The 13,786-nt window shown below is 60.3% G+C and carries 10 protein-coding genes; 9 read left to right on the top strand and 1 reads right to left on the bottom strand.

The genetic code is table 11. The features are described 5' to 3' along the window. Positions 1–98: 98 nt before the first annotated feature. Positions 99–539, bottom strand: coding sequence for an azurin (azu, locus tag ACTG1K_RS10605; protein ID WP_440005282.1), 441 nt, complete (start codon positions 537–539; stop codon positions 99–101). 335 nt (positions 540–874) lie between these two features. Between azu and ACTG1K_RS10600 the strand changes: the two genes are divergently transcribed. The 9 genes from ACTG1K_RS10600 (at position 875) to ACTG1K_RS10560 (ending at position 13,786) form a co-directional block, all read left to right on the top strand. Continuing rightward, complete coding sequence (locus ACTG1K_RS10600; RefSeq protein WP_440005280.1) at positions 875–1,921, top strand: FAD:protein FMN transferase; 1,047 nt, start codon at positions 875–877, stop codon at positions 1,919–1,921. A gap of 159 nt (positions 1,922–2,080) precedes the next feature. Beyond that, positions 2,081–3,727, top strand: a complete 1,647-nt coding sequence (locus ACTG1K_RS10595; RefSeq protein ID WP_440005278.1) for a tetratricopeptide repeat protein — start codon at positions 2,081–2,083, stop codon at positions 3,725–3,727. Between the two features lie 66 nt (positions 3,728–3,793). Then, positions 3,794–4,756, top strand: a complete 963-nt coding sequence (locus ACTG1K_RS10590) for an ion channel (protein ID WP_440005276.1) — start codon at positions 3,794–3,796, stop codon at positions 4,754–4,756. 251 nt (positions 4,757–5,007) lie between these two features. After that, complete coding sequence (gene xthA / locus ACTG1K_RS10585) at positions 5,008–5,814, top strand: exodeoxyribonuclease III (RefSeq protein WP_005337776.1); 807 nt, start codon at positions 5,008–5,010, stop codon at positions 5,812–5,814. 397 nt (positions 5,815–6,211) lie between these two features. Continuing rightward, the gene (locus ACTG1K_RS10580; protein ID WP_236325114.1) at positions 6,212–7,411 is read left to right on the top strand and encodes an efflux RND transporter periplasmic adaptor subunit; all 1,200 of its coding nucleotides are present in this window, start codon (positions 6,212–6,214) and stop codon (positions 7,409–7,411) included. Positions 7,412–7,420: 9 nt separating this feature from the next. Continuing rightward, positions 7,421–10,531 (top strand): efflux RND transporter permease subunit, encoded by a 3,111-nt coding sequence (locus tag ACTG1K_RS10575; RefSeq protein WP_425855599.1) that lies wholly within the window; start codon positions 7,421–7,423, stop codon positions 10,529–10,531. A gap of 115 nt (positions 10,532–10,646) precedes the next feature. Then, positions 10,647–11,399, top strand: a complete 753-nt coding sequence (locus ACTG1K_RS10570; protein WP_101529736.1) for a substrate-binding periplasmic protein — start codon at positions 10,647–10,649, stop codon at positions 11,397–11,399. 57 nt (positions 11,400–11,456) lie between these two features. Further along, complete coding sequence (locus ACTG1K_RS10565; RefSeq protein WP_425855597.1) at positions 11,457–11,957, top strand: hypothetical protein; 501 nt, start codon at positions 11,457–11,459, stop codon at positions 11,955–11,957. Positions 11,958–12,253: 296 nt separating this feature from the next. Continuing rightward, positions 12,254–13,786 carry an efflux RND transporter periplasmic adaptor subunit gene (locus ACTG1K_RS10560; RefSeq protein WP_440005273.1) on the top strand — a complete coding sequence of 511 codons (1,533 nt, stop codon included), beginning with the start codon at positions 12,254–12,256 and terminating at the stop codon, positions 13,784–13,786.

The raw sequence follows: 13,786 nt of genomic DNA, 5'->3' as shown, positions 1-13,786 counted from the left end.
TCTGATGCCAGCCAATTCTGTCAGATATATAGCTCAATAGAAAAGCCGGGAAATCCCGGCTTTTCTATTGAGGCAACCGGCTCGTGCCGGTCAGCGCCTTAGTTGACCTTGAAGGAGCCCTTCATCATGGCGAAGTGGCCGGGGAAGGAGCAGAAGAAGGTGAGATCCTTGCCCGACAGACCGTCGGTCTTGAAAGTGACGCTGCTGCTCTCGCCGCCGCCGATCAGCTTGGTGTGAGCCAGCACACGAGGATCATCCTTGGGCAGATAACCGTTCTCGGCCCCGGCGCTCATCCCGGCAGTTGCCACGGTCTGATAGTCGGCGGTGCTGGCCAGCACCCAGTTGTGACCCATGGCGGTCACAGGCAGCTTGCCGGTGTGGTTCAGGGTGACCGTCACCTCCTTGCAGGTGGCCGGCACGCTCATCTCTTTGAGGTTGTACTGCATGGCATCATTGCCTTCGATGACCAGTGCACACTCATCCGCCAGCACGGGGGCAGCCAGGGTACTCAGAAACAGCAGGGTAATCGCCTTTTTCATCATCTTCTCCTTTGATTGGCAATGGATGGCAACGACTTGGCGGATGCGGTGAACGCTTCGCAAAGATGCCGTCTAAATCGACCTTCATTTTACTCAATTGTCTTCAATCGGCTATGGCTTTTGGCCAAAGCTGCGGGCCAGGTCACCAGACGGTGCTCTACTCGCCACTCTCTCCCTCACGGATGGACGATACGACCCGCTCCCGCCACAGGTTCAAAACTGTTTAATTTTTTCTGCCATTTTCCCTCCGATTACCCCCATCAGGGCTCGCCCGGCGGGCGCCCCTTGGCTAAGCTAGCGCCCCGATATGAACCTTCTCCAGATGAGAGCGCCGGATGATTGCGATAACCCCCGTGGCGGCCCTGCGCGGCCTGCTGCTGACCCTGCTGCTGGCGCTGGCCGGCTGCCAGCCCACCCCGCCTGCCCAGACCCGTATTCAGGGCAAGACCATGGGCACCTACTATGTGGTGACCCTGAGCGATAGCTATCCCGGTGGGGAGCCCGCCCTCAAAAGCGATGTTGAGAGCCTGCTGGCCCGGATGAACAAGGAGATCTCCACCTACGATCCAGGCTCGCTCATCTCCCGTTTCAATCAAGGGCCCGCCAACACCCCGTTTGCCATCCCGCCCGCCATGGCCATCATAGTCCAGCAGGGGATTGAAGCCGGTAAGCTGACCGACGGCAAGCTGGATGTGACCGTGGGGCCACTGGTCAATCTGTGGGGCTTTGGCCCGGACAAACGGCCGGTCAAGCGGCCCGATGAGGCGGCCATCGCCGCCGCCCGCCACAAGGTGGGCATCGACAAGCTGACCCTGACCCCGCAAGGGGATCACTTCCTGCTCGAAAAAACGATCCCGGATCTCTATCTCGACCTCTCCACTCTCGGCGAAGGGGCTGCATCGGATGAAATCGCCACCCAGCTCGAGGGCAAGGGGGTACACAACTACCTGATCGAAGTGGCCGGTGCGGTGCGCAGCAAGGGCAACAACAGCAAGGGCTCGCCATGGAAAGTGGCCATCGTCGAACCCTCCGATCAGCCGGGAGCGTTTTCCGATATCGTCATCCCCAACGGCATGGCGCTCAGCACCGCAGGCAGCTATCGCAACTACTACGAGCTGGATGGCCAGCGTTACTCCCATATCATCGACCCCGCCACCGGCCAGCCGGTCACCCACAAGCTGGTTTCCGCCAGCGTCATCACCCCGACCGCGCTGGAGGCCGATGCTCTCGATACCGCGCTGATGGTGATGGGGCCTGAAGCGGGGATGGCATTTGCCAAACAGCACCAGCTGGCGGTTTATCTCATCATTAAGACCGAACAGGGGTTCAAGGCCGAGTACACGCCGCAATTTGCTCCCTATCTGGCAGAGAAAAAACGGTGAGTTCAAGGCCCTGGCAACAGGGCCTTTTTCTTTCACTCATCGCGGGCAAAAGGCGGACAAACGGAGATGGTTCGCAATCGACAACTTGGCCAATTGCCTCTTCGGGCGCTTTGGTGGCACACTTTCTCCCATCAGCCCGCAGCGCCTCGACCCAGACAGATGCAGACACCTGAACAAGAGCCAGAAAAAAAGAGCCCAGCCAAGCCACAACGCATTCTGATGGTCAATGAGCAGCGCTCGTTTCAGGTGATGATGAAGGCGATGCTGCTCAATCTGGGTATCAGCAACATCACCTACTCCAATACCGCCGAGGATGCGCGGCGCCGCTGCCAGAAGGGCAGTTTCGACATCTATCTCATCGATTACGATCTGGGGGTTGGCGAGAATGGCCGCCAGTTGCTCGAGAGCCTGCGCGACAAAGATCTGATCCCGCCCCAGAGCGTGGTGATCATGTTGAGTGGCGACAGCTCCCGCGCCATGGTACTGAGCGCGCTGGAAGCCGAGCCCGACGAATACCTGATGAAGCCCTTCTCTCAGGAGCAGTTCTCGTTTCGCTTGAAGCGTGCTCTCGCCCGGCGCAACGCCCTGGCCAGCGTCTTTACCGCGCTGGCCGATGACAATCTGGCAGCCCTCATTACCGCCTGTGCCGAGCGGGCCGATGCAGTGCCCCGTTTTGCCAACTACTGCCGCTGCCTGCAGGCCGATACCCACCTCAAGCTGGGTCAGGCGCAGGAGGCACGCGCCCTGATGCGCCAGCTGCTGGCCGGGCAGGAGAACAGCTGGGCCCGCCTGACACTGGGCAAGGCGTGCAACACCCTGGGGCTCCACGAAGAGGCGGTCAGCCATCTGCAGGCGACCCTCAAAAATACCCCGCTGATGGTGGAGGCTCACCTCTGGCTGGCAGAATCCCTGCTGGCCCTTGGCAATGACGAGCAGGCGCAGCAGGAGCTCAGACGGGCGGTGGATATCTCCCCTCAGTCGGTGCAACTCTCCCGTCGGCTGGCGGAGGTGTGCCTGCAGCGTCACGACTACGCCCAGGCCAAAGATGTGCTGATGTCGCTGATCGACCTGTCGCGCAACTCCATCCACCGCACGCCCCATTATCTGGGGGCCTATATACAGACCCTGACCCTCTACGCCCTCAACAGCAACGACAGCTACCACATCGCCAACCTGCAAAAGCAGGTCAATTCTGCCCTGTCGCGCATCCGCGATTCGCTGATGATGTCGGAGTTCAACTACCCGGTGTTCGAGCAGATCTGTCAGGCCCGGGTGCAGATTGCGCTGGGGGAGCTGCTCAAGGGCAAGAAGATGCTCTATCGCGCCAATCAGAACTGGCTCGATGAACCGGCCACCATGCCCCCCGCCCTGCTTGGCGAGACCATCCTTGCCCTCTACCAGCTCGGCGAGTTTGAATATGCCGAAAGCCTGCAAGGGCTGCTGGCGGAGGACGAAGATCGGCTGCTCACCACCTGCATTCAGGCAACCCGCGATGACAAGACGGTGCTGGAGCGGCGTCAGCGCTACCAGCAGCTCAACGATCTGGGGATCAAGGCCTATCAGAGCGGCGAGCTGGAGCAGGCCCTCGGCCATTTTCGCGAGGCCCTGCGCCGCGCTCCCGCCAATACCGGTGCCGCTCTCAACAAAATCCAGGTGTTGCTGCAACTGATGCAGAAAAACCGCAAGAGCCCGGAATTTGGTGCCGAGTGCAAAGACACCCTGGACGTGCTCGACGGCATCCCCCTCAACCCGGCCCAGCAGGAGCGTTTTCGCAAGTTGCGTCAGGAGTTCAACCAGTTCAGCTAAGACGCCGCCGCTCCCCCTTTTCCCCGCCTATGCTGAAACCAGTTCGGCAATGCGAGGGAAACGAAGATGGCGATGTGTCGTTATCTGGTGGCCGATGGCCGCCACTGCAGTGAAGAGGCTGGCGAGCACGATCTCTGCCACTGGCATGATCCCCACCATACCCATCAGGAAGCCCACACCGCCGAGGCGCTTGAACAGTACGTTCGCGCAGGCGGACTCTGCCACGGCCTGCAGCTGTCACGGGCCAATCTGGCGGGCCTCAATCTGGTCAACAAGGAGTCCGATCAGGGATTTTTGCTGGAGCAGTGCAACCTCTATCGCGCCAACCTGCGCGGTGGTCACCTCTACGGCCTGCGCATGAAGGGCGGTAGCCTGATGAAGGCCGATCTCAGTGATGCCAACCTCCAGTGCGCCACCCTCGATGACGTCAATCTGCTCGGCATCCGCTGGCACAACACCCGGCTCGACAACATGCAGACCGGCAAACAGGTGATGCAGGATCGCAAGGGGCGCCGCGAACGGGATCCCAAACAGGCGCGCATCTGGTTCAAGGAGGCGGAAGAGACCTACCGGGATCTGCGCAAAGCCTCCGAGGCACAGGGGATCTTCACCATGTCCGGCAACTATATCCAGCAGGAGCTCACCATGCGCCGCCTGCAACTGCCGTTCTGGTCGACCCAGCGCTTCACCTCCTGGGTGGTCGATCTCTTCTGCGGCTATGGCGAGGCCCCGATGCGGGTGGTGCTCTTCTCGTTGCTGCTCATCTTTATCTGCAGCATTTTTTACTTCTTCTGCGGACTGCATTTTCAGGGCGAGCACCTCATCTACCAGCCCGGTGCCCCTCTCGAGCAAAATGCCATCTTCCTGCTCGAATGCCTCTACTACAGCGTGGTCACCTTCACCACATTGGGGTACGGCGACTTCACTCCGGTCGGGCTCTCCAGGATCTTTGCCGCCTTCGAAGCCTTCACCGGCAGCTTTACGCTGGCGCTGTTTGTGGTGGTATTCGTCAAAAAGATGACCCGCTGAAAACCTGTCCACGATCCTACTGCGAGGCTGTGATCAAGGCTCATGTGCTGCTCGCTTTTTTGTAACCAAGAGTGCTCATGTATACATATACAATCCGGTTCATGCGCTGCGCTTCACCTTGCTGACAGCCTCTCGCGACGGATCGTGAACAGGTTACCAAGCAGCTGCACCAGTCACAGCCCCCGAACTTGCATCCACCGCCGATTCCTAGTCCAATAGCCACTTATAAAAATGACATGAGCATCCCGGACATGAAGATCATCTCTTTCAATATCAACGGCCTGCGCGCCCGTCTGCACCAGCTGCAAGCCATCATCGACAAGCACCAGCCCGATGTGATCGGCCTGCAGGAGATCAAGGTGCACGATGAAGCCTTCCCGCTGGCCGATGTGGAGGCCATGGGATATCACGTGGAGTTTCACGGCCAGAAGGCCCACTACGGGGTCGCCATCATGAGCAAACAGAAGCCGGTCAAGGTGGAGAAAGGCTTCCCCACCGATGACGAAGAGGCCCAGCGCCGGATGATCATGGCCACCTTCGAACGTGAAGACGGCTCTCTCATCAAGGTGATGAACGGCTACTTCCCGCAGGGTGAAAGTCAGGATCACGAGACCAAGTTCCCGGCCAAGCAGAAGTTCTACGAGGATCTGCAGCACTACCTCGAGACCAACCACACCCCGGACGACCAGCTGGTGCTGATCGGGGATATGAATATCTCCCCCACCGATCTCGACATCGGTATCGGCGAAGCGAACCGCAAGCGCTGGTTGCGGGATGGCAAGTGCTCCTTCCTGCCTATCGAGCGCGAATGGATGGAGCGACTGAAAGGGTTTGGCCTCACCGACACCTTCCGCGCCGCCAATCCCACCGAGTGCGAGCGTTTCTCCTGGTTTGACTACCGCTCCAAGGGCTTTGACGAGAACCGCGGCCTGCGCATCGATCTCATCATGGCCTCCGACGCCCTCAAGGACAAGGTGACCGAGACCGGCATCGACTACGAGCTGCGCGGCATCGAGAAACCCTCCGACCACGCTCCCATCTGGGCCTGCTTCGCCTGATGCGGCGCAAGATTAACCGATGAGCCGCGACGAATTCGTAAATTGTGAAGCGGCTCGCGGTTGCCCGCGATAAAAGGGCGTAAAAAACCCATCCAGATAAGGTGCCTTATGGCACCTTATTTTTTGCAGCAAGGAGTGGCTGGCGTGATACGGTTCCGAAGAGCCCGGGCCCGGGATGAACATCCCCGAAGCCCCCCGCCCAAATCGGAAAAGTCAGACTTTTTTCGTCAATCGGCAACCCTAATTGCCACTTTGAGAAGGTTGTGTTCAAGGTTGCCGCCCTATCATCTCCCATTCCAATCATAAATAAGTTGTTTTTTTAATCATGAAGTTAATGATGTGTATGGAGAAACATGCTGAACGCAGCAGCCGAAATCGATCCAACAGGAGTGTGATGATGAAGGTGCCCAATGCCGGAAGAGAGGTTTACAAACGCAGCTTGCTGACCCTGGCGCTGATCAGCGGTCTGAGCGCCTGTGGCGGCGAGACGACCCAGACGGCCCAGACCATGCCCGCCGTCCCTGTGGTGGTCGCCGAGGTCAAGCTGACCGATGTGCCGCTCACCACCGAGATGGTGGGAGAGACCGCCGGTTTTCGCGAGATTGATGTGCGCTCCCGGGTCAGTGGCATCCTGCTCAAGCGCACTTATGTGGAAGGCCAGCCGGTTACCGCCGGTCAGGAGCTGTTTCTGATTGACCCTGAGCCCTACAAGGTGGCGCTGGAGCAGGCCAAAGGGACTTTGGCTCAGGAGCAGGCCCGTCTCAACAAGGCCCGTGCCGATCGGGATCGCATCATTCCCCTCTTCAAGCGTCAGGTGGTGAGCCGCAAGGACTATGACGACACCATCGCCAACTATGAAGCGGCCATCGCCAGCCATCAGGCCGCTCAGGCCAAGGTGAAAGAGGCGGAGCTCAACCTCAGCTACACCCAGGTGACCGCCCCCATCAACGGCATGGCGAGCAAGAGCTCCCAGTCCGAGGGGAGCCTTATCTCCACCAGCGGCGACAACGGCCTACTCACTACCATCACCCAGTTTGATCCGCTCTACGTCAACTTCTCCTACTCGGAGCAGGATCGCCTCAACTTCGAAAACTCGGTAAAGAAAGGGGTGATTGAGGCGAAGGATGCCACCACCTGGCGCACCCATATCCGTCTGGCCGATGGCTCCCTCTACCCGGAGGCGGGCAAGCTCAACTTCTCCGACAACCGGGTCGATCCCCAGACCGGCACTATCCGTGCCCGCGCCATCTTCGACAACAAGGACGGCGTACTGCTGCCGGGCCAGTTTGTCCGCATGACCATCGATCTGGGCACCCGCAAAAACGCCATCGTGGTGCCGCCGCGCGCCATCGTCCAGTCCCAGGCTGACCGCATGGTGATGGTGGTCGATACCGACAACAAGGTGGTGCCCCGTCCGGTGACCCTGGGCGCAGCGGTCGACTCCGGCGTGCTGATCGAGAGCGGTCTGCAGGCTGGTGAGCGCTATATCGTCGAAGGCTTGATGAAGGCTCGCCCCGGCGCCGTGGTAAAACCTGTCTCTGCCGACGAGATGAAGGCGATCACCGGCAAGGTGGTCAGCCAGTCTGCGGCCAAGTAAGGAGCCCGTATGTTTTCCAAGTTCTTCATAGAACGCCCCATCTTCGCCAGCGTGATTTCGATCATTATCGTGCTGGGCGGGTTGGCGGCGATGCGGGCGCTCCCCATCGAGCAATATCCCCAGATCACCCCGCCGGTGGTCTCGGTCACGGCGTTTTATCCGGGCGCAACCCCGGAGGTGATCTCCCAGACCGTGGCTGCGCCGCTGGAGCAGCAGATCAACGGCGTCGAGCGGATGATCTACATGCAGTCGGGGTCGGCCTCCAACGGCCAGATGAACCTCAACGTCTACTTCGAGATCGGCACCGATCCGGATCAGGCCACCATCAACGTCAACAACCGGGTCTCGGCCGCCATGGCCCAGCTGCCGGAAGAGGTGAAGAAGCAGGGGGTGACGGTCAAGAAGAAATCGACCTCCATCCTGCAGGTGGTTACCCTCCAGTCACCGAACGGCTCGTTTGATACCACCTATCTGTCGAACTACGCCCTGCTCAACATCATCGACGAGCTCAAGCGGATTCCCGGCATCGGTGATACCACCTTGTTTGGCGGTACTGACTACGCCATGCGTATCTGGCTGCGGCCGGATCGACTGGCCCAGCTCGAGCTCACCCCGAGCGACGTGATTGGCGCAATTCGCGAGCAGAACACCCAGTTCGCGGCAGGCAAGATTGGAGCCCAACCCACCACGGCCCCCATCGACTTCACCTACACGGTGCAGACCAAGGGGCGCCTTGAGGATGTGAAGGAGTTCCAGAACATCATCGTCCGCTCCATGCCCGATGGCTCCAAGATCCGGGTCCGCGATGTCGCCCGGGTCGAGCTGGGGGGCAAGGATTATGACCTGGTCGCCCGCGCCAACGGCAAACCGGCCATCGGTATCGCCACCTATCTGCAACCGGGCGCCAACGCCGTGGCGGTGGCCGGTGCGGTGCACGACACCATGGAACGGCTCAAGGCCCGTTTCCCGCAGGATGTGGAGTACCAGATCCCCTACGACACCACCGAGTTCGTGAAGATCTCCATCGAGGAGGTGGTCTACACGCTGTTCGAGGCGATCGTGCTGGTGTTCGTGGTGGTCTATCTGTTCCTGCAGAACTTCCGCGCGACCCTGATCCCCTGTATCGCGGTACCGGTATCGCTCATCGGTACCTTCGCCGGCATGCTGGTGCTGGGCTTCTCCATCAACCTGCTCACCCTGTTCGGCATGGTGCTCGCCATCGGTATCGTGGTGGATGACGCCATCGTGGTGCTGGAGAACGTCGAGCGGATCATGCAGGAGAAGAAGTGTTCGCCCAAAGAGGCGGCCATTCTCGCCATGCAGGAGGTCTCCGGCCCGGTGGTCGCCATCGTGCTGGTACTCTGCGCCGTATTCCTGCCGGTCGCCTTTATGGGCGGCATGACGGGGGTGATGTACAAGCAGTTCGCCATCACGGTTGCCGTATCGGTGGCCATCTCCGGTCTGGTGGCTCTGACCCTCTCCCCGGCCCTCTGCGCCGTATTGCTCAAAGAGGGGCACCACAAACCGGCCCGTTTCTTCGTCTGGTTCAACGACAGGTTTGATCAGCTGACCCGTGGTTATGTGCGTGGCGTGGCCTTCCTCAACCGTCGGGTGGCCGTGGCCTTTGCCATCATCGCTGTCCTGCTGCTCTCCATCTACGGCCTCTTCCTCAAGGTGCCGGGCGAGCTGGTACCGAACGAAGATCAGGGTTACCTCATCTCCGCAGTGATGCTGCCGGATGCCGCCGCCATGACCCGTACCCAGGCGGTCGCCAACCAGTTCGACAAGATCGCCATGGCCAACCCCAACGTGAAGGATGTCATCACCTTCTCGGGCTTTGACATCCTCTCCAGCGCCATCGTCAGCAACAGCGGCCTCACCTTCATTACCCTGAAGGACTGGAGCGAGCGCAAAGAGGCGGGAGCCGACTCCTTCTCGCTGGCCAAGACCCTGCAGGGGATGAGCCTGATGGGGCTGGCGGACGGTTTTGTCGCCTCCTTCAACCCGCCGCCCATTCAGGGGATGTCCACCACCGGCGGTCTTGAGGGATATCTGCAGAACCGCGGCTCGGGCAATGCCCAGGAGTTCTCGGCTGAAGTGCAGCGCTTCCTCGAAGCTGCCAAGGAGCGCCCCGAATTCGCCAGCGTGACCACCACCTACCGCGCCAACGTGCCGCAGGTCTATCTCGACCTGGATCGGGAGAAGGCCAAGGCGCTGGGGCTGCCCATCAACGCGGTGTTCGACACCATGCAGGCCACCTTTGGTCAGGTCTATGTCAACGACTTCAACCAGTTTGGCCGTACCTACCGGGTACAGTTGCAGTCCGAGGCGGACTACCGTGCCAAGAAGAGCGACATCCGCAACGTCTATGTCCGCTCCGACAAGGGGGAGATGATCCCGCTCAGCAGTCTGGTGACGGTGCGTGATGCCACCGGCCCCGAACTGGTCGAACGCTTCAACATCTTCCAGGCCGCCAAGATCATGGCACAGCCGGCACCCGGCTACAGCTCGGGTCAGGCCATCGCCGCGCTGGAAGAGGTTGCTAATGAAGCTCTTGGCAACGACGCCAAGCTGGAGTGGACCGGCTCCGCCTATCAGGAGAAAGCGGCCGCAGGCAGCGCAGGCATGGCCTTTGGTTTCGGTATCGTGATGATCTTCCTCATTCTGGCCGCCCAGTATGAACGCTGGAGCCTGCCGTTTGCGGTGATCACCGCCGTACCGTTCGCCCTGTTCGGTGCCCTGCTCGCCACCTGGCTGGTGGGGCTGACCAACAACGTCTACTTCCAGATCGGGCTGGTGACCTTGGTCGGCCTTGCCGCCAAGAACGCCATCCTGATCGTGGAGTTCGCGGTGATGAAGCACGAAGAGGGGATGAGCCTCATCGAGTCGGCACTGGAGGCGGCGCGCCTGCGTTTCCGTCCCATCGTGATGACCTCGCTCGCCTTCATCCTCGGCTGTGTGCCGCTGGTCACCTCCAGCGGGGCCGGTGCGGCAAGCCGTCACGCCCTCGGCTGGCCGGTCATCGGCGGCATGCTGGCGGCCACCTTTATCGCCATCTTCTTTATCCCGCTCTTCTTCCGCCTCATCATGAGAGGATCGGAAAAGCGCGCCAAGCAGTAAGGCTCTCCCCGGGCGTTCCACCGATAACAAACTACCCCCGCCCGTGCGGGGGTATTTTTTGTATGCGGTGTGCTTCAATGACACACATAGAGACTTTTTTGCACAGGATCCGGATATGCTGGCTCAGCTCTGGCTCGCGACGACCTTGACGACCACTACCCTCTCCGCCTGTGGTCATCACGATTATCCCCCCTGGAACTGGCTGAGCGATGGCAAGATCATCGGCGTTTGTGCCGAAGTCGTCAGTACCCTCTATCAACGGTTGGGTTTCAATGTGGACCTCTCCTATGTGGGCCCCTGGGCCCGCTGTCAGCAGAAAGTGGCGAAAGGAGAGGTCGACATCAATATCTGTGCGCTGCGCAACGAAGAGAGAGCGCACTACTCCCGCTTTACCCGAACGCCCATGGCCATCAATGACATGGCGGTGTTCGTACGCCAACCAGGCAGCCGCTTGCTGCAACGACGGGAGGACCTGACCGGACTGCGGGGCGCCATGATGATAGGCGTCAGCCTTGGCAGCGAAATGGATGGTTTTTTGCAAGCGAATACCCGCATCTACAGGGTCAACTCCCTCAAGCAGGTATTTGGCCTGCTGGCCAGTGACCGGGTCGACTTCGTTCCTTATGGCCGCTCTTCCGGTCGCCTGTTTCTGAGCGACAATTACCCGGACAGCGGGCTGGCTGATCTGCAGTGGCCACTGCAGCGTGGTGAGCTCTATATTTCTGTTTCACTGCAATCCCCCCATCTTGGCACCCTCGAACAACTGGAGCCCATGTTGCAAGCGCCCGGCATGAGTCAATGGATAGACCAGTTGCTGGAAAAATACAGTGACCTCTACCTGCAACAGCAGCGCCAGCAGAAGCCTTGACCTTCTCCTGCGAGCAAGGTTTACAGTCCCGCCATCTGCTCCCGAAGGATGCCCGGATTGTCACTCACCCAGCTTGCTGCAAGATTGCCCTGCGTTGCTCTGGCCCGGCTATTGCTGGCGCTGCTGCTCGTCTGCAATCTGACTCTCTGCATCAGCTGGCATGGTTCTCCCCTCTCCTCCGAGCCGACCCCAAGCAGCGCCCAATCGATGGTGATGTCCGATTCATCCATGGCGATGGCGGATGGCGATATCTCTCATGCAATGCCCGCTATGGATCACCCGGGCGATGTCATGCCCCTCTCCTGCCATCAGGGAGACGAGGGGTCAGCCATGGGCGATGAGTGCCAGATGCAGACCGGCGTCAATGCTCTCTCCTTCGGCGCGATGGCTCTGCTGGGTGTGCTGGTCGCCCTGCTGATCTTCCCCCTGCTACTTGGCAACAACGTCGCAGCGTCACTGCTTGATAACTGGTTGCGGGATCCCTTCCTGCGCTCGCGCGGTTCTCACCCTCCTTCCTGGCCGCGCCGACATCTGATGCTGTCGGTGTTACGCCACTAGAAAGTCCTTCTCTTGCGGCACAGGCAAGCTTCAACTTGCCCGTTCTCTGCCGCCTTGCCTGACCCTGTGCCCCGGCCAAACCGGTCCGCTCACAGGGAGCCGTGCGCACTGATACAGCTGCGCCCCGTTTGCCGCCAGCCCCTTGGGTGATGCCTTGAACCTCACCCGGTCGGCGGCCTGCAAAAGAGAAGACGTATTATGTCACCAGCCCACTTTTCACCGTCCAAGGTTGCTGCCTTTGCGGGCGCATTACCCTCCTGCACTTTCTGCATGCAGATCCGCGCCGGAGGCCAGTCATGAACAAGACCGTCCTGATGTCGGCCCTGCTACTTGCCATTGGCGCTGGTGGCGGCTACTGGGCCGCCAAACAGACCTCCGATGGCGCAAGCGCCAAAGAGAAGATGCCCCTTTACTGGGTCAACCCCATGGATCCCCGTGACAAGCGCGATGCCCCTGCCAAAGACAACATGGGGATGGACTTTATCCCCGTCTATGAGGAGCAGAAAAACGGCTCGCCGGGCACCGTCACCATCAGCCCCGAGATCCAGCAGAACCTGGGGGTGCGGCTGGCCAAAGTGGAGAAGCTGCCTATCCACCAGCAGATCGAGACGGTGGGCTACGTCGGCTATGACGAGGACAGGCTGGAGGCGGTCAACGCCCGCATGGCTGGCTGGATCCGCACCCTCGCCATCAAGAGCGAGGGGCAGAGGGTCACCAAGGGGAGCCTTATTTACGAGCTCTACGCGCCGGACCTGGTCAACGCCCAGCACGAATACCTGCTCGCCCTCAACACGGCCAACCCACTGCTGCTGCGCGCTGCCGAGGGCAAGCTCAAGTCCCTGCAGGTACCGGCAGATCAAATCTCAGCCCTCAAGCGCACCCGTCAGGTGCGCGAAACCATCAGCATTTACGCCCCCAGCAGCGGTTATGTCTCCGAGCTCAAGGTGCGCGAGGGCCAGTATGTTGAGCCCGCTGCGGCGCTCTTTAACATCAGCACCCTCCAGCAGGTGTGGGTCAGTGCCGAGGTGTTTGAACGTCAAGCCGCCCAGCTGAAGGTGGGGGATCCGGTCACCATGACTCTCGACTATGCCCCCGGTCGCAGTTGGCAAGGTAAGGTGGATTACCTCTACCCGACACTGGACGCAGCTACCCGCACCCTCAAGGTGCGCCTGCGCTTTGCCAACCCGGACGAGTTTTTGAAACCCAATATGTTTGCCAAGGTGAGCATTCGCACCGGGCAGGGAGAGCCGCAATTGGTGGTGCCGAGCGAAGCGGTGATCCGCACCGGCAGTCAGGATCGGCTGGTGCTGGCGTTGGGGGATGGCAACTTCAAGTCGGTCGCCGTCACTCTGGGCACCCAGTTTGGCGATAAGGTCGCCATCAAGGCGGGGGTAGAGGCTGGGGATAACATCGTCAGCTCGGCCCAGTTCCTGCTCGACTCCGAGTCAGCCATCGATTCAGACTTCCAGCGTATGACGGCAGTGCGCCCTGCACAGGTGTGGACCCAGGGCGAGGTTGAAAGCATCGATCTGGCCAACCGCACCCTGATGGTCTCCCACCAGCCCATCCCCGAGTGGCAGTGGCCCGCCATGGAGATGGAGTTCACCGTCGCCGAAGGAGTCGACATCAGCAAGCTGGTCGAGGGGCAGACCCTGCACCTGCAGGTGATGCAGGAGGGGGATGAGTACCGCATCACCACCATCCATCAGGAGAAGGCACCCGCTACTGACGGCGACGCCAAGCGTGGAACGGATGAGATGGAAAAGATGGAAGGCATGGACCATAGCCAGCATCAGATGACGATGCCCGAGGTGGAGAAGAAGTCATGA

The organism is Aeromonas sp. 102P, from assembly GCF_051920345.1.
GTDB classification, from domain to species: Bacteria; Pseudomonadota; Gammaproteobacteria; order Enterobacterales; family Aeromonadaceae; genus Aeromonas; species Aeromonas veronii.
The sequence above is the reverse complement of the archived record's forward strand: the minus strand, read 5'-3'. Positions and strand labels throughout refer to the sequence as shown.

Bases quoted from the DNA above. Each gene is read 5' to 3' on its own strand.
- azu (WP_440005282.1), bottom strand. From the start codon at position 539: ATGAAAAAGGCGATTACCCTGCTGTTTCTGAGTACCCTGGCTGCCCCC.
- ACTG1K_RS10600 (WP_440005280.1), top strand. From the start codon at position 875: ATGATTGCGATAACCCCCGTGGCGGCCCTGCGCGGCCTGCTGCTGACC.
- ACTG1K_RS10595 (WP_440005278.1), top strand. From the start codon at position 2,081: ATGCAGACACCTGAACAAGAGCCAGAAAAAAAGAGCCCAGCCAAGCCA.
- ACTG1K_RS10590 (WP_440005276.1), top strand. From the start codon at position 3,794: ATGGCGATGTGTCGTTATCTGGTGGCCGATGGCCGCCACTGCAGTGAA.
- xthA (WP_005337776.1), top strand. From the start codon at position 5,008: ATGAAGATCATCTCTTTCAATATCAACGGCCTGCGCGCCCGTCTGCAC.
- ACTG1K_RS10580 (WP_236325114.1), top strand. From the start codon at position 6,212: ATGAAGGTGCCCAATGCCGGAAGAGAGGTTTACAAACGCAGCTTGCTG.
- ACTG1K_RS10575 (WP_425855599.1), top strand. From the start codon at position 7,421: ATGTTTTCCAAGTTCTTCATAGAACGCCCCATCTTCGCCAGCGTGATT.
- ACTG1K_RS10570 (WP_101529736.1), top strand. From the start codon at position 10,647: ATGCTGGCTCAGCTCTGGCTCGCGACGACCTTGACGACCACTACCCTC.
- ACTG1K_RS10560 (WP_440005273.1), top strand. From the start codon at position 12,254: ATGAACAAGACCGTCCTGATGTCGGCCCTGCTACTTGCCATTGGCGCT.